Genomic DNA, 22,258 nt, shown 5'->3' with positions numbered 1-22,258 from the left:
ACTCCCCCATGATCTATGGTGAAAGCGCGCGAGGGGATTGGCCTATGACGTGGAGTCTCACGATCTTTTAGAACAGGCCATACTCCAGCGAAAACAAGCGCGCCGCAAAGAAACCTCGCTACTATCAATATGATAAATAATCGGTTCGACATGGTCGACGGATCGGGCGCTCGAAACATCGACGTCGAGCCACCGACGAGCATAAAGGATTCGGATATCACTGTCATCGAACGGCAGATGAAACCACCGGAAACGCTGCAATGTCATCGGACCTCGAGCGCATTGACGGTCAGACGGATATTGGTCGCGGGAAGTCAAAGGTTCCTTCGTAGGCATAGCATGATAGGGATGGTCGACACTCATATCGCGCCCACCTCTCGTGTACCCGCGAAGATGAAAAAATTCACTTTCACCACATCCAGACGTAACCGTGCAAGTTCATTTCATCCCGGCTCCGGGCGGCATCCAATCCGATCACGTCGCCTATCACGCGAGTCGCCCGAACTTCGACGAACTGATTCTCTGATGCACCTGCTCGGAACGTCAACAGTTCTACAAGGATCACCATGGATGAGCGATCTGGGCAAACCGCGGTGCATCTATAAATCATCGGTCGATATGCGCATTACCGTTGGCATGACGTGCGCCAGCTCGAACGGCGATCTCGAAAAATCGCTCGGACGAGCGTAATGGGGCCCATCTAAATAATGGCTAGGACCGGGTGCGCGAATTCACGTTCTGGAAAATCAGCTGAACAGCGAAAAAATGCTAGCGTCAGAAACCTCGACGAGACCAAATTTCGCCTTGACGACATTAACCGCTATTTCTTTATGTACGGGACCGATGCCGATCAACTGTGGCGGCCAGTCCGATTTATAGTGCTTCAAACCGGTGATCGACCGGACAACATGGAATAACAACTTGCAATCTGGTGAGGTCGCGTGAAATAACATAGGAAGCTTTTTCAGCTGCTAGCGCGTAAAGCCACTGCCCTTCCTTTTTCATGCCACTGCAATCAGTCCAGAATCGAGCCGTGTCGAATGATAATTCGACCAAGCCGCTGACGCAGGTGGGTGAGCATGGACACGCGGTTGTTGCCGAGACTCCTATAGTCTAGTCCCGCTACCATACGCGCGATGCGACAAAGCAGTTTCGCCTCTGCTTCGCGCACTCTTATCTGCCAGCGGCGAGCATCGCGGGTTGCGCGATGCCGTGTCGACGGGTTCATGGCTGCCTCCGTCGAAGGCATGATAGCTAGGCATGGCCGCGCTTTGCTCTCCGGCTGACTGAGATGCCATGCCCAGCACCGGCCTGGCGAATTAGCCGCACGTATTTCCCTCGAATGATGTCATTCGTAACGGTCCAACCCGCAGCCTAGTGAATTCATACGGAGCGTCGCGGCAACATCCATCGATACCCATTCGCATGCTGTCTCGACATTCATGGCTATCCGAAACATTCGAATTGTTCGCCATGTAAGGACACGTGAGCGGTAATTCAGACGCTGCGGCAACAGCATTGACCGGCAGATGCCAAATAGTGGAGATGATTTTCAGCGCCCTTGTCTTGTACTCGTCAGCATCGCGTAAGATAAGTGCCGTGTTGCTTGCTCTAGCACGAAAACGAGATCATTGTCATCAACGTAGGGGCCCCCACCCGAATGTATTTCCCAACGCGCCCGGCAGGTGATGGCGCAATCCACCCGTGCACGGGACCGCGCACGATGCCGAGACCGAACTTCGTCAACGCCCATACTACATGGTGATCACGGCATCGCTGGCAGAAACCATTTTGCTGGTCCCGTAACGAAACAATAATAAATGCGCCGATCAACAAGATGACAATCGCGTACACGATCCCCGAACCGAATGAATGTGTCACACCTTCAGCACGCCTATGGCGATCGGACTCGCGACTGAGCCAAGATTGCCAAGAGAACTATGACGGCAACACCAAGCGTTTTAGTTTCGATGGGCACGCTACCATCGGCCAGCGTCCAGAAAATAACCAGGCCCGCGTTTGTGCCGCTCGATGCGAGCGCAGCGCACAACCGCCGGATTGTCAAGTCGGATCCATACAAGACGAAAGGCCATCCCGTGATTGCAACCAGAACCGCAGCGACGAGATGCCATTTACGCTCTTGCCTGAAGTCAGAGTGTAGGCCCCCCGCAACCATAGGGCATCATGCGGATTTTCGGTCATCAACACGAACGCAAAAATCCCAGGACAACTGCCGGCAACCCCTGTAGAAGAAATAGCCACTGCCAACCCGCCAGGTGTCCGATGCCATTCATGTGCGGGACAATACCTGAAGAAAAGCGACCTGAGCATGCTGTCACGGGCATCGCGACGAGAAAGGTCGCGCTCGCACAAGCCCGATAAGCTGAGGGAAACAAGCGCGCCATGAACAGAAACATCCATAGCAGAAACCCGCCTTCGGCTAATCCCACCAATGCGCGGATGATGCTTAACAACTGGACATCGTGCGCAAAACATTGTGCAGGAAGATAGCGCCCCCGCACAACAAGCAGGGTCGCGATCCAGCGCTTGGCACCGACTTTCTTCAGAATCAGGGTGCTCTGGATTCCAGTGATGATATATGCGGCATAAAAATTCCAAGGAACTCCGAGGCTGCGCCGGTCAGGTCCGCCACCATCTTGATACCAGCGAATCCGATGTTGATCCGATCGACGAATAAAACGACAATCATCAAAAATACGAACGGGATCCGCACCAGCACTTTCTCAATATCCATCGTTCCTCTAGCGAGTTTGAGTCTGTTGTGCCCATGTACATGAAAAATTTAGTAGTACGGTCACTCATGCCGTCTCCTACGTCGCCGCACGCGCACGGCGAGATTTTTCAGCGCCAGGCGCTCACTGGTCTATTGGGCCACGCAGCGGACTTGATATCTGCCGGCAAAACGACAAGACCCGTCAACTCACTCGTGCGCCCCCTTCTGTGCGGATACTTCGACCCAGCCCGAAACGCTGCGCACACGACGGTGGCCTGGGTACCCGATACACCACCCCGGCACGACGAACCGTTCTTCGTCAAGGGCTTGCACTTCTGCGTCAAGCACCTGTCTTGCCAAGCGGCAACACCAGTGGCTTACTGTCAGGATGGAGGAATAACGGCGTGACAAGCCGAGATGCATAACGCCAGACGTCATCGGGGCCACGCTCGTATATGTCTTCATATTCAGAGACGAGGTTGGGTTCTGCGCGATGCGGCGGGGGTCCATCTTCCGCGAACAGAATCAGCAAGGTGGTTCCTCGGACCCGGTCGAGCCCGTCGTAGGCCAGCCGCAGATTGGTAAAAATATGGCGGGCGGTACGCGTTCCACGTTGCGCGCGCACTGCATATGCGGCGCGAATTGCTGCGCGCCCCGTGCTGCGCTCGCCCGACGATCGGCCATAGCTACCCTTTTCCGTAAAAAGGTCGGCGACCTGCTCTGATTTGTCATGGTCGATCAGATACGCAAACTCGGCGTTGAGCTGCTCAAGTTCTGCGCGAATTAAAGCTTTCTCCACGCGATCCATGCTTAGTTCTCCACAAGATTAGGGGGCAGCGGGTAGTCGGCGACATTGCGGATCATTCCGGGCCGTTTCGCAAAATCGGCGCGAGGCGGACAGAACAGATCCACAAGAAGTGCGGGACCCTCTCCTATATTGCGGGTCGTATGAATGATCGGCGGGGGAATGACGGTGACGGAGGGACTACCGACCTCGACAGCCTCGTCGGGCCGCCAGACGCTCATATCAGGCACCCACGGCGTTCTGAGATAATGTATATGAACACCTTTCAGCGTGATGGATCCCTGCTCAAAGTCAACGTGAGAATGCGGCGACAGCCCACGGGTATCGCGTGGCACCTGACGCTCGCACAAGATATTAATCATCAGGTTGGAAGATCGATATACGCGCGTCTTGTCGTTTTCGACAATGCCGGCCTCGAGGTCGTAGACTCGTAACTGGAAACCGTCGGGCGGTGCTGGCCAGTCCTCGATCGGCGCGAGCTGCGCATCACGCTCGGCAAACGCAGCTGCATTTCGGGCCAGCGAAAGAAGCTCAGCGTGACGGGATGAAAAACAGCGAACCACCAGCCCTGAGCCGGCGGCGACAACCTCGGCGTCTCCGGGAGGCACAATGACGAGGTGGTTGCCAGGCATTGTCCGTGACTCGCCCGTGCCCATGGTGACTGTCGCACCGACATCGGGCAGCAGAATCATGTGTTCATCGGGCACATCCCTGGCAATGAGGCGCGTGCCGCTCTCTACGCGCGTAATCGCGATAACAAAATTAGTACCGCGCGTGATCCAGGTCGGGGAGCCATCGGCCTCGACCAGGTCTGGACGGTCCTGGGAGTGATCCGCGACCGTCGCGTGGCGAAAGGGTTTCGGCATAGTGAATGTCCGTTATTCAGGAGAAGGCGTTTCAACGTCGCGTGATGGCGCGTATCTGCAGTGCAGCGGATCGCAAAAGCGATTGGTCCGATCCGATGACAAATGCATTCGCACCACTCTGCGCGAACTCAGCAGCTTCAGTGGTGTTCGCACACACGAGTACAACTGACAAGGCTTGCGGCTTTGCAGCAGCGACGATGCGTTCAACTGCATCCATTACCGCCGGAGCGCTCGGGCTGTCCACTCCAAGGGAGAGCGCGAGATCGGAACGGCCGATCAGAAGGCCGCCGACCCCTGGCACCGCAGCGATTGCTTCAACCGCATCGACTGCTGCGGCGCTCTCAATCTGACAGATGACAGCACTCCGGTCAGCGTCGGCGATTGCCTCGGCACGCGAAATGGTGCCAAACCCGCCGAAGCGCGCAGACAGGGAAATACCGCGCCGACCACCAATGAAACGGGCGGCGCCCACCACATTGTGTGCATCGGCGGCGCTATCCACATGGGGCACTACGATACCGGCTGCCCCCAAGTCCAGCGCGGAAAGGATCGTCGCGTCGCGATGGTCCGGCACGCGTACCAACATAGGCAGTCCGAGCGCCCGGGCAGTGAAAAGCATACGATCCATCGCACCGCGATCGAACGGTGCATGCTCTGCGTCGAGCACCACAAAGTCGAGATCGCTCAGTGCCAGAATTTCAACAACAACAGGGCTATCGGTTTTGATAAAGGTTGCGACAGCGGTGCCATCGCGAGGCAATTGAAACATGGCTCTATCTCCAGATTGCACGCTCCATCATAAGGAGGCGCAGCAGAAGAACGGTACGGCAGGAGCCGCGCCGCAGCCATCAAATTCGCGGAAGATACCGCCTGACGGAATACTTGTACCAAGCGCAACCCAAGTACTTCGTCGGTCGCTATACTGGTATAAACCCTTATTTCCGTCACCGTCGTTAGCCGTTTATTTCCTCGTTCTACGTCCCGATCAGAAGCGCATGCGTCGCGTCGTTTCCCGAGCGGGATGAATGTGCACCGCCAGTTTATTGCGGTAACAGGTCCGCGCCGGGCGTGCTGGAATGCGATACCCGGACATCCACGAACGACCCAATCAAGAATCGGAAACTCATGAAGCGACGACTTCTGATCAGCGCAACGCCGCTAGCAATCTCAATGGCCTTCTTTCCGGTGAAAGCATTGGAAAGCCAGACTGACGGACGATCCGTTGCAGACAGGTTCGCCACGAGCCTGACTGCCCATGACATCAGCGCGTTCTCGGCCCTTTTCAGCACCGGGTATCGCAATCACCAGATCAGTGCGGCCTCCCCTGCGCTCGCGGTCGGCGTCACGGCCAAGGAGGCGACAGTCAGGCTTTTCGCTGACCGGCTCGCCGGTATGCCTGATCTTGCGGTCGAAGTGGAAGCAGTCGTCTCTTTCACGGATAAGGTCGCGGCGAGTTTTGTCTACACGGGCTCACATCTCGGCGTTTATCTTGGGGTTGCTCCCACCGGGCGCCGCCTGCGTTTCACCTCATGTGACATCTTCTCCATTCGGGAGCAACTGATCGTCGAACACTGGGGCATGGGGGACATCGCGGGCATCCAGGCGCAACTCCATATCGGACGCGATTAGAAGGAAGTCCAGGTTATGGGCTTCCTAGGCGTACCGAAGGTGCGAACGACTAACGCTTATCACGGGCGGCCAAGATATCGGCAGACGCCGCAATGCAGTTGCGGCCGCCCGTTCAAATTTACGCACTGGATACCGACGCGTCTTTCTCAAACACATCAACAATCTGGCGCGCCGTGTCGACCAGAATCGGAAGATGTCTTTCGATTACCGTGCGTGTCATGGAGCGACCAAACGTCGTCATTGACAACGCCGCAATGGCATTCCCCTCGCACAGCAGAGGAACGGCGAGCGTGGCACTCCCGCGCGTGCCGCTGGGCTGTCGCACGGCATACCCGGCCGCTCGCACCCGTGCGATGTCGCGAAGCATCCAGTCAAGCGCCAACTTTTCTCCACCCGGTTTTAGTCCCGCCAGTTGGCGGAAGATTGAATCGCGCTCTGTCTCAGAACAGAACGCCAGATAGATCCGTCCCATGGCCGTTTCGACAAGACCGAGGCGATGACCGAGCGTCGTCGGCTGTACGGCCAGCGGACTGTACGGCATCGTGGAGAAACGCACGACGATGGCATCACAATCGAGGACCCCAAGCGCCAACGGCCATTTGATTTTCCTGGTGACCTTCAAGGCGATCGCACTTCCAACGTCGATCAGCCGATTACTTTCCGAATACCCGGCGCCAAGCTCGCAGGTTTTCGACGTTATACGATACGTTCCCGGCGGCCCCTCCGAGCGAACATACCCTTCGTGAACAAGCGTAGCAAGCAGACGCGAAAGCGTTGATTTCGGCAGGCCGGACACGTGGTGAATGTCCTGTAGCATCCAAAGTGGCCGCTCGTTCATAAGCTTAAGCACGGTGAGCGCCCGAACCACCGAGCGGATCGTGTCCCCGTCATTCTTTGCGTCGTCAGTTTCCTCTTGCATACCTGTATCCAGACCATTGACCTTACTCAATATACGCCCACGCAGGCAGTAGCCGCTTACTCATTTCCGTCCGCACCTAATCGTACAATGCAGCTGCAAAGAAGAAGCTAATGCGGGTGACTTTGGCGTCCTCGCGAACGTTGAACAGGGCTCGGCTCATTCCGGATGAAACGTAAACATGCGAAATAGTCAGCCATTGTTTCATAGGTGTTCGTCGCAGCAAAATGCATAGCGACCTCGCTTGTGTATCGCCGCGGCGCTGGCTCCGATGCACGTCGAACCCCTGCGCCAGTTCGCCCATCGTCGCTCGTCTTTGAACAGTGTCAGCGCCACTTTCGCTGCCAACGCCGCAGCGTGCGCCCCTCGGAATCTCGCCGTCTGGGAGTAAAATGGACGTCATGCCTGAGCTTGCCAGCGAGATTCAAGCTATCCGCAAGGCAGGATCTGCTTACGTCGAGACAATACATTTCAGTGCCGGGATCACCCTGACGGGTTATGGCGCCGTTGCCGCGCCGATCTTAGGCCTTGATGGTCTACCGGAATTCGTCGTGGTGCTTTTTCTACGTATGCCATGTACATGGCCAGCAGGGGCGCCGCTGCGCTTCATCTGGTCAAGGTCTCGCGCAGCGCTTCGGTTGGCACCCCGGCCGCTCTGACGGCATGATCTGTTGCCTGACGCAGGAGAACCGGCCTGGCATCGGTATGAACGTCGGATTATCCAACGTTCGGAAATCAGCCAGTTGCCGCCTGCCAAACGGTGCAGTCCGCGCAGGATCATCCGCCGATCAATGAAGTAACGTCAAATCGTATTCAGGTGTGGCTCCGCCTTAAATATCAGTAGCGCTTGCTGGTTTTCCGGGGCAACTGTTCACGGCACGGTTCACGGTCGGCCGGGAAGCTCTCTCAGCGCATCCGGCCCGAGCGAGCGCAACCTGGCAATGCTATCGATCCCCATCAGCGCGAGCACCGCGCTCATTTCCGTTCTCAGCAGTTCGATGGCGCGAGTGACTCCGCCCTCTCCGTCGGCACCCAGCCCATATGCATAAGCCCGCCCCAGCGAGACTCCGCATGCGCCTAAAGCGAGGGCCTTGACAATGTCAGCGCCGCGACGGATTCCACCATCAAAGACGATCTCAGTCTTGCTTCCTACGGCCTTCACGATGCCGGGCAACGCACGAATGCTTGATTGGACCGGATCGAGCGCCCGACCGCCGTGATTGGAGACAATGAGGCCATCGGCTCCAGCATCGATCGCCTTTGCCGCGTCCTCAGTTGACATGATGCCCTTTATGATCATGCGGCCGTCCCAAAGGTCGCGAAACCACCGAAGGTCTTTCCATGTCAACGTCGGATCGATCTGTTTGCCGAGCCCTGCGGATTGGTCGATCACCCACCGCCCCATGCCGTCATAGCGGTCTATGTTGCCAATGCGGGGAACGCCGTTGGATATCGCCCCGATACACCACAGAGGATGAGTGAGCATCGATGCCAGCATGCCAAATGTCGGAAAATTCCTTGCACGAAACCCGTTGCGTTCATCTCTCTCGCGAGGCGCGGACACAGGCGTGTCCACGGTGATCACAAGAGTTTTCACTCCGGCGGATCGGGCGCGCTCTACCATGTCTTCGGTCAACTCGCGTCGCCGGAAGACATATAGCTGAAAGTATAGAGGGCCTGCGCGTGTGGCCGCGACATCCTCCAGACTACAGATGGAAAATGTGGACAGGCACTGGGCGATGCGCGCACGATCCGCGGCCTGACCGGCTGCGATCTCACCGCGTCGTGACAACATACCGGCAAAACCGATCGGCCCAAGCATGAACGGAAGTGCGTGGGTATCACCGAAGAAGGTCGTGGTGAGATCAACGTTCGCCACACCGCTGAGGAGCTGTTCGTGCAAGACCCAGTCGTCAAAATCGGCCACGTTGTGTTGAAGCGTGGTTTCGCTCCCGGCTCCGCCGTCCAGATAGTCGAAAAATATCTTCGGAACCTTCGAACGCGCCCGACGGCGCAGATCGTCTATGCTCACTGCTTTCATGGTACATGACCCTTTTACTTCATGTTTTACGCAGCCCTAACGCTGCACCAACACACGCGTGGCTGGCCGCGTCAAGATGGACCAATGTGGAGATCCACAAAGGGCCGCACTGGGCTACCTCGCTCAGTGGATTGTCGATGGTGAGTCCAGAGAGGTGATGAGTGAGCTTGTTGAAAATCTGTGTAGAAACAAGATGCTATTTCATCATCGGCAGGCCGGTTATGGACCCAATTAGCTGAGGGTCTCTTTCACATGCGGTGCTGGATGCACCAGGGGCCACGGAGAGGCTTCCGATCCGATTGGAATGGATACTTCGATCAGCGCCGGCACGTTATGCCCAAGCATCTCTTCCAGCACTCTCGCAAGCGCCTCTGGCGTTTCGACCCTGGCACCCAGAGCACCGAAACTGCGCGCAAGCGCCACGAAATCGGGGTTGACAAGATCCGCGCCAATGAAGCGGCCATGGTAGGTGTTCTCCTGATCGCGCCGGACATTGCCGAAGCTGTTGTTATTGAACACGACCGTGACTACGGCGATGCCGTGCTGTACCGCCGTTGCCAGCTCCTGGACACCGAACATGAATCCACCATCGCCCGCGATGGCCACCACTGCCTTGGTCGGATTCGCGACTTTCACACCGAGCGCGGTATTGAACCCGAACCCCAGATTGTCGTGGTAGCCGCAGGTTACATAGTGCCGGGGCGAGTAGACCGGGAAGGCAAATCGCGCTGTGAAACCCGCCTGGCAAACCTCCTCGACGAAGAAACCATCCCGCGGCAGGACGCTGCGAATCGCGTCCAGGTAGGCTACTTCCGGCTGGATGGACTCCATACGCACACGGGCGCGCCGTTTAAGCTCGACGAACTCACCGGTCCGGTCCCCACGCGTGCTACTTTCGGAGAGCGCGGTGTTCAGTGCAGCCGTCGCCTCTGTCGCGTCACCCACGATACCCAGATCGGGTTTGAGCCGAACCATCTCCGTGGGGTCGATGTCAAGGCGCAGAACTTTCAGGCCTTCGGGTTTCCAGTGCCAGCGCATGAACTGCAGCTCAAGCCGGCTACCGATGCCGATCAGCAGATCACACTCCCTCCAGTATTCGTAAGCCGCAACAGCATTGATGGCAAAAGGACTTTCATCGGAGACAATACCCTTGCCACTTCGGTGAGACGTAACCGGCGCCTGAATGCGGCGGGCGAGTTCAAGCACTTCCGCGCCAGCGTCCACGGCCCCGCCACCCACCATGATCAGCGGATTTTTTGCCTGCGCGATCATCTGGGCCGCTCGCTCTATGAGATTCTCGTTAAGCACCGGTCTGACAGGTGGCCGCACGATGGTGCTTTCGTCGGCGCCCTTCATGCCGAATACGTCCCAGGGCACCTCGATGGCAACAGGGCGCTTTCGGCCCGAAAGCATCTCGTGGAAGGCGCTGGCGGTTACGTTTGCCGCTTCTGTCGGGTGATTGATCCGCTGAGCCCACTTTGTGATGCTTCGCAGCGTCAAAAGCTGGTCTGGAAGTTCGTGCAGTTGACCCCGCCCCTGGCCGATCAGATTTGCCATGATATTGCCGGTGATGCACATCACCGGCGTGTTGGCACCGTATGCGGTGCACAGCGATGCACCGGCATTCAGCACCCCCGGCCCGGGAACGACGGTAAACACCCCTGTTCGGCCGCTTGATTTCGCATAACCGTAAGCCATATAACCGGCACCTTGCTCGTGCCGCGAATGGATGAACCGGATGTCGCTTTTACGGCAGTACAGGGCGTCCGTGAAATCGTAGGTATGCGCGCCGGGAATTCCAAATACGGTATCGACACCGTGTGCCACTAATGCATCGACAATAAGCATGCTGGTCGTCTTTTCGATCATTTCGTCGCTCCTGTGCCCGAGGGCATTTATGCAGGCTTCTCTCGCATCCGGCTTCGGTTCCGGACCGGGATTAGTAAAAGCCGGAGGCGTCCTCCAGGATGGCATCGACTCCGGCGTGAGTAACTTCACAGGCGCTGAGTCTTGCCACCGCGTTCGGTTCGTTGACGGGCAATAGCTTGAGTCACAGCACAAACGGCCGCGTGACTTGCGCGACACGGCGAAGTGGTTGATGCTGGCTTTTCGGCCAAGCAGTGTGTCAGGAAGCCCGATCGAAGCACGGCTCAATAACGCACGATGACCGACTTCAGTTCGGTGTAGTCGGCGATGAAAGCATCGCCGAATTCGCGCCCGATACCCGACTGTTTTGCGCCGCCGAACGGCACGGCCGGATCGAGCAGGGTGTGCATGTTCACCCACACCGTGCCCGCCTCGATCTGTGATGCCAGCCGTAGCGCCTTGCTCAGGTCGTTGGTCCATACACTGGCGGACAGACCGTATGGGGTGCCGTTGAACAGCGCCAGTAGCTCGTCCTCGTCGTCGTACGGCAGAAAGGTGGCGATCGGTCCAAAGGTTTCTTCGTTCAGAAGTGCCGCGTGCGTGTCCCGAGCGCGTACCACTGTGGGCTCCACGAAGAAGCCGGGTCGATCCAGCGTCTTTCCGCCGTATATAATTTCGTCGCCCTCACTGCGGGCCCTGGCGAAGAACGCACTGATCTTCTCAAAGTGTGGCTTGTTTGACAGCGGGCCGAACTGCGTCGCCTCATCCAGCGGGTCACCAATCCTCAGTGCGGTCAGCGGGTGGGTGAGCTTTTCCAGAATTTCGTCGATGCGCGAGCGGTGTACGAAAAAGCGTTCACCGGCCGCGCAGATCTGCCCAGAGTGGAGGAAGCCGGCCTCGAGGATCCCGGCCACCGCCTTGTCTGCGTCCACGTCCTTGAGAAAGCCCACCGAGTTCTTGCCACCTAGTTCCAGGGTGAACCGGGTAAGCTTGGCCTCCATCGCGCTGACGCCAACCTTAATCCCCGTCGGCACCGAGCCCGTGAAGCTGACTTTGGCGATGTCGTCGTGGGAGATCAACTGGCTACCGACCTGACCGCGGCCGTTGATCACGTTCAGGGCACCGGCCGGCGCACCGGCCTCACTCGCCAGTTCGGCAATGCGTAGCATGGTCAGTGGCGTGTACTCGCTGGGCTTGATCACGCAGGTACAGCCAGTCGCCAGTGCCGAGGCGAATTTCCATACCGCGATCTCGATTGAAAAGTTCCACGGCACGATACCGGCTACCACGCCCAGTGGCTGACGCAGGGTGAAAGCCGTGTAAAGCTCGCCGTTGACCGAAGGCAGCGAAGGACTGATCGTCTGTCCGTTGATACGGGTTGCCGCTCCCGCGTAGTGGCGCAGGAAGGTGGCCGATGATTCGATCTCGAAGGCGCGCGAAATCTGCAGAAGCTTGCCGGACTGCAGGGTCTCGATCTGCGCCAGCTCCTCGCGATGAGTCAGTAGCAGCTCGGCCAGACGCAATAGCACATCGGCTCGTGCGGCCGGCGTAGTTTGGGCCCAGGGTCCGACGAAGGCACGGCGGGCCGAAGCTGCCGCAGCATCGACCTCGTCGGCGGTAGCGTCCGCCACTGTCGCGACTTGCTGGCCGCTCGCCGGGTTCACCACGGCAATGCGGGGCCCCTCGCTGACGACCGTGCGGCCATCGATGTAATGCCCGTGCGCTCGGGCCAAGAAGGCCTGCACTGCGGGGAGGATAGAAACTGTGGTCATGGCAACGACTCCTTGAAATCAAACGCTGCTTTTCTGAACGCTGTCGGGGTGACATTTATCTCGCGATATATCCACCATCATCACGAGTTCTGATCCGGTCACGAACTTCGCTTCGTCACAGGCGAGATAGACGATGCCCCAGGCGATATCCTCCTGCTCGCCCGAACGGCCGGCACGATGCAGTGCGCTTAGCTGCTGGCGAAAGGCATCCTCTCCAAGCGGAGACTGCTCGCCGAGATCCTTTAGCACAGGCATCGAGATCAATCCTGTATGTGTGGAATTCACCCAGATGCCGTTCGTGGCATCGGCGAGGACGACGTTTTCGACATCTACCAACCCGCCCTTCTAGGCGTGATGCGCGGGATTCGCAGTACCGACGATGTCGTCAATGGAGGAGAGGTTGATGATGCTGCTGCAGCCTCGTTGCTTCGGCAAAGGAATCGCATATTTCACGCAAAGGAAAATGCCATGGTGGTTCTCGTCTCGCCGATGGAACTGAATGGGATCTCGGGCCAGATGCTGGCGCACAACCCGTAGATAAGGCGTGCCGTTCATGAGGCTTGGCTATGCTTATCCAATATTATTGCGACTGTGGTGTTGAGGCGGCGCCATTGAAGCATCGTCGGTTCTCCAGAACGCGTGATTGATGTTCCGATGCGCAGAAGGTACGGCAGCAGAACTCCTCCGGCCAACAAATTCGCGGAAGATACCGCCTAGCGGAATTTCGGCAAGGCGTCCGTCTCGTTCGAGCACATAGGCTATCGAGCGTCCTTCAGCAATGGTGGAAGCACCTGTCTAGCAACGCGGACCGCCGTCAGGCGCGTTGGCAACGCCTACTTCGCCGCCTCGCCAGCACCGATGTTGCCCGATTTGACTTCGTGGGCAGCAACATCGGCGCCGTCTGCACGTCACAACTGCGAACGATCAGAACTTGTGGCGAATGCCCGCTGTCACCGCGACCTGCGTCTTTGTCGACGAAGGCGACAGTGAGAACAGTACTGCACGCGCGAGTTCGCCCGAACCCTTGATGTAGTTGCCGAACACGAATACGTCAGTGCGCTTGGACAGGAAGTAGTCGGCGGAAAGCTGCCCCTGGTTCCAGTGCGAACTCGTATCGATTCCGCCGTACCGGCCATTGGTGTACAGATACGCTCCAGATACAAAGAGCGCCGGCGTGACCTTATACGTGAGAGTCAGATCGTAGTTGTCGAGATGCAGGCTCGTGTTGTCCAGATACGAGTACCGCACGTCAGAGAACAGGCCCGAGACAGTGAAGTTGCCGACATCGAATTGCGTACCCGCGCCGAAGACACGCTGCCGCCGCACACCCACCGACGAACTGCGCGGGCTCGTGTGAAAGAACTGGAACGGTGCACCCTGATAGTCATCGCTCACGGCTCCAGCCGTGTTCGCTAGGCCGGGGTGATCGATGTCGAGATAGGCGAGCGCGAAGCGGCGCTTGCCGTCGTCGTATCCAATTCCCGCGCTGTATGCGCGGTTCTGCGAGAAATCGCCTGCCTTGTTGCTGAAAGCGTACAAGGCCTCGAAGCTGATGTTGCTGTACGTTGGGCTGATGTACTTCACTGAATTACTATAACGGAAATTGCCCTCGATGTTGTCGTTGCTGCCGACATTCACCCCGAAGCCACCAAAACCCGCCGCAAGCGGCTCAATCCGGTCCAGGTAATCCCAGAGCATGTCGTACTGGCGACCCGCCGTCAGCGTGCCGTACGTTTTGCTGGAAAGCCCGACTAACGCCTGGCGGCCGAACATCCGCCCGTTCTGGCCGAATGCCCCGGTCGTGATGCTGAAGCCATTCTCGAGAGTCGCGACTGCAGCGAGATCGCTACCGAGGTCCTCACGAATCCTGAAGCCGAACCGGCTGTTCTGGTTCACGCCGCTCAGCATCGCCACAGTGCTCCCGCCGCCCTGGTTGTTGATATACGCAATCCCCTCCGAAATGATCCCGTACATCGTCGCGGAACTCTGCGCGTGCGCCGCCGGGATAACCCCCACAAACATAAATGATAGTATTCCTAATTTATTTTTCATGAGTCTCCTTCGAGTTTCTGTTTGACTAATCGTTTTTTTGGGTAATGCGTTACATCATGCTCAATGCACGCGCCGCACACCCGCATCAGTACGCGATGCAGACCGATCTCAGTCGGTCTATGCCTCGACTACGCTGCGGCCGTGCTTGCGGCCAAACCGGACCACTTGAAGCTCCCTAACAGCGAGGTCGGGGCGCCCATGCTATGCGTTTTGGCCCACACGGCATCGGCATTAAGCGTATCAAGCGCTCGCTGCGCATGAGCGAGATGATTCGTCACTTCGCTCATGCCGAGTCCGTAGGTGGAGTCATTCACAACTCGCGGGCGCGTCGTCGAGCTCGTCGAAGGGCATCGCAACGAGCGCGGGAGCTAAGACCTCCTCGCACACCAGCATGAATGCCCAGCAATCTGGATTCGCCACAGGTGAGCGGATCAAAACGCCCGGAGGGTCGCCCGTCTGGCCGCCCGCGAGCACCTGCCCTCTCGGCCGGAGCCATCACGCTGTCGCGAAGCCGCCATCGCCCCCATGTCGACGTCCGCATCCAGCCCGGAGCCGAGCCGCGTGCGCTTCGCCACCGCCACGATGCCGTCGACGACCTCTTCGTATAGCCGCCCCGCGACGGAGCGTGGCGAGACGAGACGCCCACCGTACATACTTGAGCGTCATTGAAGAAGATCACGCCTGCCGCGCCTTGCACGCCGACCTCGACGTCCACGGCGTCGAGCACGATTGGACAATCCGTAGATAGAGGTGTGCGGTTCATCAGGCTCGGCAATCCTTATCGAACTTCATCGAGGCAGCGGCACTGAGGCGGGACAATTGAAGCACCGTCTGTTCTCCGGATCGCGTGGGTTGTATTCCGATGCGAAGAAGGTACGCCAGGAGCGCGCCTGCGGCCATTAAATTTGCGGAAGATACCGCCTGTCGGAATTTCGAGTTATGCCACTCTCCACGCACCGCCGACAGATCCCCCTTATCCCTCTGTCCAAATTCCCGACGCCACCCCTCCTCGGGAGGCACCCGCCAGCTGCCAGTCGACATGATTTGCGTCAGGGTTTGCGTCAGGGTTTGCGTCATCGCTTGCCCGAATAAGCCGTTGGCAATTTGCATCTCTCGTAATCTCCAAACATCGCGTTAACGTTGTCCTATTCGGCATGGACAGACCGATCGAAGCAACGCTTCTATGATGCGGTGTAAGGAACGGTGGTTTGGCGTAAAAGCTAGGGGGACGAGAGCACGTATGTCCGATTTCCTGATAACAGCTTCGCTCGATTACGATCTTGAAACTCGTACGTTCGGCTAGACGAGTTGACGTTGAAAGCAGCGATTTGACAACCTCTCTCGAACTGGCGCGGCGTACCGGTTGGCTCGATACCGCTCTTTTAAAGGATTTCGCTTGTGAAGCTTGGAACTGTCATTTATCGAGGGGCGCACCGCCTTGCGGCGCCGCTCGATGCGGAAACCGTAGACCTGCTTCCAGACCTGATGGGGATCAGCGCTCAAAACATGCTTTCTCTCACAGAGAACTGGTCGATCGCAGGCGAAAACGTTAAGGATGCGGTCGGTCCAGCGGAACCCGTCCCAATTAACGAAGGGCAACGCGCGCCGCCTATACCTCAGCCGATGAAAATCGCCTGTATTGCACTGAACAACGGCGCCAACAAGGACCGCATAATAAAAGGCCCAAATCACCCGGCGGGCTTCATTAAGCCTTCGTCATCGCTCGTCAGGCACGGTCAACCGATCCGTCTGCGGACGGCTTCCGGTAGGGCACATCCCGAACCGGACCTCGCTATAATCATTGGGACGGGGGGAGCCGGTATCTCCGTAGGCGGCGCGTACGATCACGTCTTTGGTTACACAACCATTAATGATTTGACTGCGCCGTTGATGCGTGCCGAAGATACATTTCACGATCGCGCCATCCACCCGAAAGAAAGCAATCCTTTTGAAATCGAATACCTCAATAGCTGGGTAAGTTATCCAGGCCGCTATAAACGTACGGACACTTTCGAGCCAATCGGGCCGTGGATTGCAACGCGCAACACCGTTTCCGACCAGCACGACCTTATCGTCCGTCGCTCACACCGAGACAAGGTGGTGCCAGAAGATAGCACTGCGAAGTTAGCCTTCGAGGTTTCAGACGTGGTGAATTTTAAATCGTCATATATGACGCTTGAAATGGGTGACATTATTTTGATGGACACTGCCCTTAAAAAAGCTGGTTCGGACGGCCTGGCAGTACAGGACGTTGATTTGACCTCGCTCGGCGGCCCGATCGAAGTCACCATCTCGGGCATCGGGACGCTGGCGAATCCAGTTGAGGTGCGCACATGAAAAACGCTTTCGAAGGCGTGCCGCTTCCTTCTGCAGACACTTTGGCCGTACGGAACCGAGTGGTCATCATCGGAGGCGGACAGGCTGCGGCCCAGTTAATCGCATCCCTGCTGGCGACACGGCAGGAATTTCTTATAACGCTGTTCGCGGATGAGCCCCATCCGCCCTATCAACGACCACCCTTGTCAAAGGCATTCTTCTCGCCTGGCTTTGACGTTCAGCGCCTCTTTTTTCGAGAAGAATCGCATTATCGCGAATCGAACGTTGATCTTCGATTGTCTACCCGCGTCACTGCCATTGACCGAGAACGAAAAGAGGTCGTGACCGAGCAAGGTGGCCGAACTGCATACGACGTGCTCGTCATTGCGACTGGAGCCCGAGCAAGGCGCCTATCGATACCCGGCGCGGAACTCCCCGGTGTGATGAGTCTGCGCTCGCTGCCTGACGCCCACGCAATCGCTGAGCAGATGTTAGGAAAGCGGCGCCTCGTGGTCGTCGGTGGCGGATACGTCGGTCTCGAATTCGCCGCGTCCGCCCGAGCTGCAGGGCTAGGAGTAACAGTGCTGGAAACTGCCGATCGAATTCTTGCCAGGGTGGCATCGCCCGCCATTTCGGCGGCACTTACGGCTATTCATCGACAAGCGGAAGTGCAAATCCGAACCGATGTGACCGTGGTCGGATTCGAAGGGCAAGGCGCGGTCAACGGCGTCCTCTGCAGTGACGGTAGCAGAGTGCCCGCAGATCTGGTTGTCGTCGGTATCGGCGCGGTTCCCAATGATGAACTTGGACTGACTGCAGGGCTTGTCGTGGACGGCGGCATCGTCGTGGATGGTTTCGGTCGCACAAGCGACGCCTCCATCTTCGCAGCGGGAGACTGCACATCGACATTCGATGCTCGGATAGGACGCAACATTCGATTTGAATCGGTACCGCGAGCAATGGACCAGGCGAAGGCGATCGCTGAGATCATTCGTGGTCATGAGCCGACAAACCTGCCACCCCCGTGGTTTTGGTCGGACCAACACGGCCACAAGCTTCAGATGGTAGGGCTTTTGGCAGGAGCCAACTCATCCAGTGTCCGCACCGTATCAGACGGAAGTCAAGTGGCCTTTAGCGAATTCTATTTTCAGAACGACGTGCTCGTTGCTGCTGCGTCCCTCAACCGGCCGCAAGAATTCATGGTCGCACGACGCGCATTCGCACAGCCACTCTTTGGCATTGATCGAAAGGCCTTAGAAGACCCTGGCGTGCCCTTGGCAAACATACTGACAAGACGCGTTTGAAATAAACGAGACGCGCTGCATCTCAGGTCTCACGCGGCGTAGGTTGACAAATACACGAAGGAGATAATCATGAATAGCTCTGTTACCTTTGTTCGGCCAGCTACCGCAGGCATCGCACGCGTGCGAGCCCAATTGGCTGACGAACATACGCCCTTGATCCCAAATTGCTGGTATGTGATAGGCCGCAGTGATGAGTTCACTAGGGAACTCAAGGAGCGAACGATACTTTCGCACAGCATCGTGTTTTATCGCACTCAAGAGGGACACCCCGTCGCGCTACAAAACCGATGTCCGCATCGGTCTTTCCCACTTTCCAAGGGAACACTGGAAGGCGACACGGTGCGCTGCGGGTATCACGGTTTGGCGTTTGACACCGCGGGCCTTTGCGTCGACGTCCCCTCACAGAACGTCATACCGCCGAGCATCTGTATTCGCGCCTATCCCGTCGCGGAACGCGGTCCCTTCGTGTGGATCTGGATGGGTCGGCCCGAGCATGCCGACGAGGCAGCGATCCCAGACACGAGTTGGCTCGCTAGTGCCGAGTGGAGTTTTGCGGCCGCGTACCTCATTTTGAAGGCAAATTATGTCGGGCTGCACGAGAACCTGCTCGATTTGACTCATTTTACGTATCTTCATCCGACGACACTGGGTACGCCGGAATTCGCACGCTCGCCGTTCGACGTCGAGGTTACTGCTGATCGGGTGCGCATTACCCGCTTTGTCGAAGAATGCGATGTTCCTCCGATGTATATACAGACCGGGATTACTGGGAAAATGTCTCGTCTTACCACGTCAGACTTTTTGACGCCGGCCCTGCACCACGCGTCAGCTGTCTTACGCAACCTCACGCCTGGTGATGGACGAAACGAATTTACAGTATTTATCTCTCATTTTCTAACGCCGGAAACGCAAAACACGACCCATTACTGGTTCACGTTCGCGCGTGATTTCGCGATCGACAAAGAAGAGGTCACGGAATATATAACCAAGTCTGCCCTTCACGCGTTTCACGAAGACGTGTTTGCGCTGGAACAGATCCGACGCTTGCACGCGATCGAGCCAGACGCGGGCCAGTACGAAATCAACCTGAAGAGCGACCAGCCCGGCGTAGCCGCCCGCCGCGCACTCAAACGCATGGCGGAGGCCGCACTCCTATGAGCGACCCGTGCATTGTTTTCATTGATCCGGCCCGCGTCGAACACCGCGTGCATGCGCCTAATGGCTGGACATTGATGGAGGCCGCCGTTCAAAACAGCGTGCCCGGCGTTATTGGGGAGTGTGGAGGCAGTTGTGCGTGTGCCACATGTCACGTCATGATTGCACCTGAATGGGCGGCGGTCCTCGCACCACCTGAGGCAATGGAACTCGAGCTACTGGGCTGCACCGCAACGCCTGCGACATCGAGAAGTCGCCTTGGTTGCCAGGTTCGCATCACATCCGAATTCGACGGTATGATCGTCTACGTTGCTGAGACGCAAATGTAGAAATCGTCCAGAAATCGTCCGATCACGATTTCGTCGACGCTGAGGGCCGGTCCCGGCTGGGACCGGACGAGTCCATTACTTGTACTTGGCAAACGCGGCAAACAGCTGACTGCGTGTATTGATTTCCAGTCGCCTAAATAGGCGCTGTTTGTACGTAACAACCGTTGCTGCGCCTACGCCCAAATGGCACGCGATCCCGTCCGCCGTCAGGCCTCGCAAAAGGCCGCACATTACCTCTCGTTCACGCTTGGGTATATGTGGGTAGACCATTTCGATTTCGGCAAGTAAATCAAGTTCCGACATCGGACCGGGCGCAACATTATGCTTGCGTTCTCCGACCAGTTGGACGTGGCGGGCGACGCAATGGGCGATTGCTGGCCCCAGTTGCGCGGCACGCAATAACTCTTCCTCAGTCATCGCACCATCACATCGCTGACGGTAGAGATTAATTGCGAGCCAACTGCGATCTGCAAGACAATGCATAACAGAGACGCGTTCTAGAAGACTCGCGTTGAAGTAAAGCTCCTTGTGCGCGGATCCACGTAAATCAGCAATTGTTTGATGATGAATGACCGATCGGCCAGGCAACGTCGCCGCTTTATCGTTCAAAATCCCTTGATTGCTGTCGAGATGAAAAATGCCGCCTGCAATATAGGGTTTGGCATTTTCCGTTGCGACACATTGAGATAGTAAATCAGCTCCCGAGACGAACTCGACCACGCGCGCATTTCGATAATGGAAGATCGAGCAGTGTTTAGCGCGCAACTCTGCCTGCAAGCTATGTAACACCGCGTCTGACAGCGCCTCGGGCCGGTCTGTGCCGATCGCATCAATGATTGGGAGCAACGACCTTCCGTCAGCATTGGTGCCTGAGTCGGCTGAGATGTTCCAGAAACGCATACTCGCCCCTTCCCCTCACGTTCAGCAACACCCCCGCGAAATCTCGGGAACGCTTCGCAAGGGTCGAAATCCCGCTCGCTCACGTGCGTGAGCGAATCGCTATATCTTATAGGGTGCTATCGACGCTGCCAATTCGGGTTGTCCCCGGCAGCACCCTGGGATGGCAGAAGTCAGAGAGGGACAGATGGCATCCGTTCGCGAACAATCGCGGGCTTGGCTGCGGTCGAAAAGATGATGATCAACACGCCGATGGCAAGCGTCGCGGCCGCGTACACGATTCCCGCAATGAATGTATGCGTGACATCCTTAAGCACGCCGACAACGATTGGGCTCACAGCGGAGCCGACATTGCCGATGGAGTTAATAAGCGAGATCCCCAGCGCGCGCTGAACAGAGGGAATTGCCCCATATGGTAGCGTCCAGAATATCGCCATTGCCGCATTTGCACCGCTTGATGCTAGGGCAATCCCCGCGAGGCGAAACAAGGAACCTCCTCCGTATGCGACCATTAGCCAGCCAATGATCGCTAGCCCGACGGCGGCCACCAAGTGCCACTTTCGCTCGCGGCGATAATCTGAATGCATGGTCCATGCAATCATTGCGATTACCGTCACGGCATGAGGAACCGCAAGCAGCATACTTACCGATGCGCCACTCATGCCTTCGTTAAAGCTTTTAACAATTTGTGGGACCCACATGGACGTGATGTTTAAACTGTTGACCACACAAAAGTAAAAGACGCTAAGTAGCAACACGGGCGCAATAAAGACACCGCGCCAGGAAGTTTGAGTAGGATTGGAATCAGTATTGGCGATCGAGTCTCGTCTTAATAAGGTTTCCAGCCGGACTTTCTCACCGTCTGTCAGCCAGCGAGCCTCCATCGGTCGGTCGGCGAGAAACAACCACGTAGCAATGCCCAACAGCACGGCGGGCGCTCCCTCTAATGCGAAGAGCCACTGCCAGCCATAAAGATGGCCGACTCCGTCCATACGTAACAAAAATCCCGACGCGATCGAACCAATGACCGCTGTGACCGGCATTGCCACCAGGAATATCCCGGCTGCCCTTGCGCGGTGTGAGCTGGGAAACCAACTAGCGAGATACAAGAACATACCCGGAAGGAACCCGCCTTCTGCAGCACCTACGAGAGCACGAAGGATGCACAGTGATTTGAGGTCGTGCGCAAACATAGTTGCCGAGGAAAGTAGTCCCCAAACTACCAACAAAATCGCGATCCAACGTCGAGCTCCTATTCTTTGCAACATCAGATTGCTTGGGATACCAGAAAGAATATATGTCACATAAAACACACCAGACGCAGTCCCGAATGCGGCCCCTGTTAGTTGGAGATCCCGCGCCATCGTGATCCCCGCGAAGCCGATATTTATTCGATCAAGAAACGAGAAAACCATCAGCACAAACAAGAATCCGAGTATTCGAACGGATACTTTTTTTAATACGATTTTTTCGTCAGCCGAATAGTTCGAATCTCGGTCGAATCGAGGTGCAGCTTTAAGGCTTTGGGGCTTCATTATTGTCTCCTTGTCACCGGGTGACGCGGTTCTAACAGACG

The 22,258-nt window shown here is 57.1% G+C and carries 19 protein-coding genes; 6 read left to right on the top strand and 13 right to left on the bottom strand.

Features of this window, described 5'->3' with window-relative positions; all coding sequences use genetic code 11:
- Positions 1-2,569: 2,569 nt before the first annotated feature.
- The 4 genes from ACRWA7_RS16145 to ACRWA7_RS16130 form a co-directional block, all read right to left on the bottom strand.
- Positions 2,570-2,755 (bottom strand): hypothetical protein, encoded by a 186-nt coding sequence (locus ACRWA7_RS16145; protein ID WP_438391901.1) that lies wholly within the window; start codon positions 2,753-2,755, stop codon positions 2,570-2,572.
- Positions 2,756-3,074: 319 nt separating this feature from the next.
- The gene (locus ACRWA7_RS16140; protein WP_438391900.1) at positions 3,075-3,542 is read right to left on the bottom strand and encodes a nuclear transport factor 2 family protein; all 468 of its coding nucleotides are present in this window, start codon (positions 3,540-3,542) and stop codon (positions 3,075-3,077) included.
- Between the two features lie 2 nt (positions 3,543-3,544).
- Positions 3,545-4,405, bottom strand: coding sequence for a hypothetical protein (locus tag ACRWA7_RS16135; RefSeq protein WP_438391899.1), 861 nt, complete (start codon positions 4,403-4,405; stop codon positions 3,545-3,547).
- A 31-nt stretch (positions 4,406-4,436) separates the two neighbouring features.
- Positions 4,437-5,174: an HpcH/HpaI aldolase family protein gene (locus tag ACRWA7_RS16130; RefSeq protein ID WP_438391898.1), complete on the bottom strand. Its 738-nt coding sequence runs from the start codon at positions 5,172-5,174 to the stop codon at positions 4,437-4,439.
- Between the two features lie 356 nt (positions 5,175-5,530).
- On the opposite strand from ACRWA7_RS16130, the gene ACRWA7_RS16125 reads away from it, so the two are divergent.
- On the top strand, positions 5,531-6,034 hold the full coding sequence (locus ACRWA7_RS16125) for an ester cyclase (RefSeq protein ID WP_438391897.1): 504 nt from the start codon (positions 5,531-5,533) through the stop codon (positions 6,032-6,034).
- Positions 6,035-6,152: 118 nt separating this feature from the next.
- Here ACRWA7_RS16125 and ACRWA7_RS16120 read toward each other — a convergent pair whose 3' ends face one another.
- The 6 genes from ACRWA7_RS16120 to ACRWA7_RS16095 form a co-directional block, all read right to left on the bottom strand.
- Entirely contained in the window at positions 6,153-6,953 is an 801-nt protein-coding gene (locus ACRWA7_RS16120; RefSeq protein ID WP_438391896.1) for a helix-turn-helix domain-containing protein, read from the bottom strand.
- A gap of 76 nt (positions 6,954-7,029) precedes the next feature.
- Positions 7,030-7,254: a hypothetical protein gene (locus ACRWA7_RS16115; protein WP_438391895.1), complete on the bottom strand. Its 225-nt coding sequence runs from the start codon at positions 7,252-7,254 to the stop codon at positions 7,030-7,032.
- A 579-nt stretch (positions 7,255-7,833) separates the two neighbouring features.
- A complete protein-coding gene (locus tag ACRWA7_RS16110; RefSeq protein ID WP_438391894.1) occupies positions 7,834-8,991 on the bottom strand; it encodes an alpha-hydroxy acid oxidase in 1,158 nt (385 codons plus the stop codon).
- Between the two features lie 231 nt (positions 8,992-9,222).
- The gene (locus ACRWA7_RS16105) at positions 9,223-10,860 is read right to left on the bottom strand and encodes a thiamine pyrophosphate-dependent enzyme (RefSeq protein WP_438391893.1); all 1,638 of its coding nucleotides are present in this window, start codon (positions 10,858-10,860) and stop codon (positions 9,223-9,225) included.
- 281 nt (positions 10,861-11,141) lie between these two features.
- Complete coding sequence (locus ACRWA7_RS16100) at positions 11,142-12,629, bottom strand: aldehyde dehydrogenase family protein (protein ID WP_438391891.1); 1,488 nt, start codon at positions 12,627-12,629, stop codon at positions 11,142-11,144.
- Positions 12,630-12,647: 18 nt separating this feature from the next.
- A complete protein-coding gene (locus tag ACRWA7_RS16095) occupies positions 12,648-12,884 on the bottom strand; it encodes an SDR family oxidoreductase (protein WP_438391890.1) in 237 nt (78 codons plus the stop codon).
- Positions 12,885-12,899: 15 nt separating this feature from the next.
- Between ACRWA7_RS16095 and ACRWA7_RS16090 the strand changes: the two genes are divergently transcribed.
- Positions 12,900-13,166, top strand: coding sequence for a hypothetical protein (locus ACRWA7_RS16090; RefSeq protein ID WP_438391889.1), 267 nt, complete (start codon positions 12,900-12,902; stop codon positions 13,164-13,166).
- A 387-nt stretch (positions 13,167-13,553) separates the two neighbouring features.
- Here ACRWA7_RS16090 and ACRWA7_RS16085 read toward each other — a convergent pair whose 3' ends face one another.
- Positions 13,554-14,651, bottom strand: a complete 1,098-nt coding sequence (locus ACRWA7_RS16085; RefSeq protein WP_438391888.1) for a porin — start codon at positions 14,649-14,651, stop codon at positions 13,554-13,556.
- A gap of 1,428 nt (positions 14,652-16,079) precedes the next feature.
- On the opposite strand from ACRWA7_RS16085, the gene ACRWA7_RS16080 reads away from it, so the two are divergent.
- From ACRWA7_RS16080 to ACRWA7_RS16065, 4 genes are all read left to right on the top strand, one after another.
- Positions 16,080-17,018, top strand: a complete 939-nt coding sequence (locus tag ACRWA7_RS16080) for a fumarylacetoacetate hydrolase family protein (RefSeq protein ID WP_438391887.1) — start codon at positions 16,080-16,082, stop codon at positions 17,016-17,018.
- A complete protein-coding gene (locus ACRWA7_RS16075; protein ID WP_438391886.1) occupies positions 17,015-18,301 on the top strand; it encodes an NAD(P)/FAD-dependent oxidoreductase in 1,287 nt (428 codons plus the stop codon). Before ACRWA7_RS16080 ends, ACRWA7_RS16075 begins: the two co-directional genes overlap by 4 nt.
- Before the next feature lie 69 nt (positions 18,302-18,370).
- Positions 18,371-19,459 carry an aromatic ring-hydroxylating dioxygenase subunit alpha gene (locus ACRWA7_RS16070; protein ID WP_438391885.1) on the top strand — a complete coding sequence of 363 codons (1,089 nt, stop codon included), beginning with the start codon at positions 18,371-18,373 and terminating at the stop codon, positions 19,457-19,459.
- Entirely contained in the window at positions 19,456-19,785 is a 330-nt protein-coding gene (locus ACRWA7_RS16065; protein WP_438391884.1) for a 2Fe-2S iron-sulfur cluster-binding protein, read from the top strand. The genes ACRWA7_RS16070 and ACRWA7_RS16065 overlap by 4 nt, the downstream gene beginning before the upstream one ends.
- A gap of 75 nt (positions 19,786-19,860) precedes the next feature.
- Here ACRWA7_RS16065 and ACRWA7_RS16060 read toward each other — a convergent pair whose 3' ends face one another.
- Together ACRWA7_RS16060 and ACRWA7_RS16055 are read right to left on the bottom strand one after the other, a co-directional pair.
- The gene (locus ACRWA7_RS16060) at positions 19,861-20,685 is read right to left on the bottom strand and encodes a helix-turn-helix transcriptional regulator (RefSeq protein ID WP_438391883.1); all 825 of its coding nucleotides are present in this window, start codon (positions 20,683-20,685) and stop codon (positions 19,861-19,863) included.
- 170 nt (positions 20,686-20,855) lie between these two features.
- Positions 20,856-22,217 carry an MFS transporter gene (locus tag ACRWA7_RS16055; protein WP_438391882.1) on the bottom strand — a complete coding sequence of 454 codons (1,362 nt, stop codon included), beginning with the start codon at positions 22,215-22,217 and terminating at the stop codon, positions 20,856-20,858.
- Positions 22,218-22,258 lie beyond the last annotated feature (41 nt).

It is taken from the genome of Caballeronia sp. DA-9 (assembly GCF_051615025.1).
Classification (GTDB): domain Bacteria; phylum Pseudomonadota; class Gammaproteobacteria; order Burkholderiales; family Burkholderiaceae; genus Caballeronia; species Caballeronia sordidicola.
The sequence above is the reverse complement of the archived record's forward strand: the minus strand, read 5'-3'. Positions and strand labels throughout refer to the sequence as shown.

Bases quoted from the DNA above. Each gene is read 5' to 3' on its own strand.
- ACRWA7_RS16145 (WP_438391901.1), bottom strand. From the start codon at position 2,755: ATGGATATTGAGAAAGTGCTGGTGCGGATCCCGTTCGTATTTTTGATG.
- ACRWA7_RS16140 (WP_438391900.1), bottom strand. From the start codon at position 3,542: ATGGATCGCGTGGAGAAAGCTTTAATTCGCGCAGAACTTGAGCAGCTC.
- ACRWA7_RS16135 (WP_438391899.1), bottom strand. From the start codon at position 4,405: ATGCCGAAACCCTTTCGCCACGCGACGGTCGCGGATCACTCCCAGGAC.
- ACRWA7_RS16130 (WP_438391898.1), bottom strand. From the start codon at position 5,174: ATGTTTCAATTGCCTCGCGATGGCACCGCTGTCGCAACCTTTATCAAA.
- ACRWA7_RS16125 (WP_438391897.1), top strand. From the start codon at position 5,531: ATGAAGCGACGACTTCTGATCAGCGCAACGCCGCTAGCAATCTCAATG.
- ACRWA7_RS16120 (WP_438391896.1), bottom strand. From the start codon at position 6,953: ATGCAAGAGGAAACTGACGACGCAAAGAATGACGGGGACACGATCCGC.
- ACRWA7_RS16115 (WP_438391895.1), bottom strand. From the start codon at position 7,254: ATGGGCGAACTGGCGCAGGGGTTCGACGTGCATCGGAGCCAGCGCCGC.
- ACRWA7_RS16110 (WP_438391894.1), bottom strand. From the start codon at position 8,991: ATGAAAGCAGTGAGCATAGACGATCTGCGCCGTCGGGCGCGTTCGAAG.
- ACRWA7_RS16105 (WP_438391893.1), bottom strand. From the start codon at position 10,860: ATGATCGAAAAGACGACCAGCATGCTTATTGTCGATGCATTAGTGGCA.
- ACRWA7_RS16100 (WP_438391891.1), bottom strand. From the start codon at position 12,629: ATGACCACAGTTTCTATCCTCCCCGCAGTGCAGGCCTTCTTGGCCCGA.
- ACRWA7_RS16095 (WP_438391890.1), bottom strand. From the start codon at position 12,884: ATGCCTGTGCTAAAGGATCTCGGCGAGCAGTCTCCGCTTGGAGAGGAT.
- ACRWA7_RS16090 (WP_438391889.1), top strand. From the start codon at position 12,900: ATGTGTGGAATTCACCCAGATGCCGTTCGTGGCATCGGCGAGGACGAC.
- ACRWA7_RS16085 (WP_438391888.1), bottom strand. From the start codon at position 14,651: ATGTTTGTGGGGGTTATCCCGGCGGCGCACGCGCAGAGTTCCGCGACG.
- ACRWA7_RS16075 (WP_438391886.1), top strand. From the start codon at position 17,015: ATGAAAAACGCTTTCGAAGGCGTGCCGCTTCCTTCTGCAGACACTTTG.
- ACRWA7_RS16070 (WP_438391885.1), top strand. From the start codon at position 18,371: ATGAATAGCTCTGTTACCTTTGTTCGGCCAGCTACCGCAGGCATCGCA.
- ACRWA7_RS16065 (WP_438391884.1), top strand. From the start codon at position 19,456: ATGAGCGACCCGTGCATTGTTTTCATTGATCCGGCCCGCGTCGAACAC.
- ACRWA7_RS16060 (WP_438391883.1), bottom strand. From the start codon at position 20,685: ATGCGTTTCTGGAACATCTCAGCCGACTCAGGCACCAATGCTGACGGA.
- ACRWA7_RS16055 (WP_438391882.1), bottom strand. From the start codon at position 22,217: ATGAAGCCCCAAAGCCTTAAAGCTGCACCTCGATTCGACCGAGATTCG.